The sequence below is a fragment of the Mesotoga sp. B105.6.4 genome, from assembly GCF_002896535.1.
In the GTDB taxonomy this organism is placed as follows: Bacteria; Thermotogota; Thermotogae; order Petrotogales; family Kosmotogaceae; genus Mesotoga.
The window spans coordinates 1-1,339 of record NZ_JWIM01000133.1 but is presented as its reverse complement, the minus strand read 5'-3'; the positions used below and the strand labels follow the sequence as shown (position 1 = coordinate 1,339).

The window sequence follows — 1,339 nt, the reverse complement described above, 5'->3', positions numbered from 1 at the left end:
TTTCCTTACGAACTTGAAGGTACGGAGGTTTTGATATCTGCTAATCTCCTTCTGGTCATGAATGGACTCTGCAATTATGTTCCTGAAACTAACGTTAAAGGAAGGCTTCATGAATTCATGGAACAGGCTAAGCACTACGCGAAGAGCAACCGGATCGGAATTTGGAACGAGGATGAGAATCCTGAAACCTCTCTCGAGGCAAGAATCCACACAAGTGAAAAGAAAACTTCCAACAGAACTCTTTCGATTACAGTTACAGGAGACTTTGATACGGCTTACAGTGGTTATGTGGAGATCAGGAAGATGTTTGAAAATGGCTCAATCAAGCAAGATATTCGTGGTGCGGTACCGCATGTACATATTATCGAGCTGGATGATTCATGGGACGACCAATACTTCTCGCTCACTGCTAACAAATAGGGACATTAGAAGACTTGTCAGTCGCCTTTTTTGCTTACATTTCTGTTTATTAACTGGAGTCCGGCAGGCTGGAGAGAGTTTCTTGGTATGTCAGATGAGATGAGGATGGTTTTGAGAAGAATACTGCAAACACTTTTCTGGAAAGTAGTTGTTTGCGCGGGAGATTGTTATCGTTATTGAAAAGGAGCTTGAAGCTCCACTTTCCTGCAAGCGTAGACGAAGGCAGTGAAAGGAACACAAAGTTTCAATTGAGAATTTGGTAGTTAATGCAGTTGCGAACCATATCATTTTATTGCGCCTAATATGGAGAACGAACAATGAAGAACTAGAGACTCAAGGAATACGGATTTCTCTGATCTGCTTGAAGGAAACCTTTAGGCATCCCTTTTCAGTTCTGGCAAGCACACCTAAATCTATACTTCATAGCTCATAATTATAGTAGACAGTCTTAGGGTTTGCAACGCTTTCTATGCCCTGGTTTTCTATTCCTTTCTTATATGCATTTCTAATTCGAAGAAAACTTGGAATCTTTGCGAATCCCTTCCTTCCAGCCACAGACTTGATTTCACACTTTCGGATGAATGTCTGAAAATCGACTGGATATGGGAATACTTTTGAGACAAGTATACCTTCGTCCTCGAAATTCTTCTCTCTCTTGTGCAATGCATTTACGAAAGCATTCGCCATCCATCTATCAAGTTCTTTCAACTGCTCTATGTTATCTACTAGCGGGAAATAACTCATTAAACCTCTGAACCTGAGTCGACCGGAATGTCCGAGCTGATATCTACGTAAAGCCAATTCTGTTACATCACCATACAGGTACCTACGAACTTGAAGTACTGAGCTGATAAAAGCCTTATCATATTCACCTAAAACTGTTGAGACCTTCACAGCTTTCAAGGGCTGAATCAGATTG

Annotated in this window: 1 protein-coding gene and 1 pseudogene; one reads left to right on the top strand and one right to left on the bottom strand. The window is 41.2% G+C overall.

The window, feature by feature from the left end; genetic code table 11:
• On the top strand, positions 1-420 hold a 420-nt coding region (locus RJ60_RS15105), incomplete at its 5' end, for a hypothetical protein (RefSeq protein ID WP_219725918.1).
• 420 nt (positions 421-840) lie between these two features.
• Here the strand turns inward: RJ60_RS15105 and RJ60_RS15895 are convergent.
• Positions 841-1,339: pseudogene (locus RJ60_RS15895) on the bottom strand (RNA-dependent DNA polymerase); the annotation flags it as partial.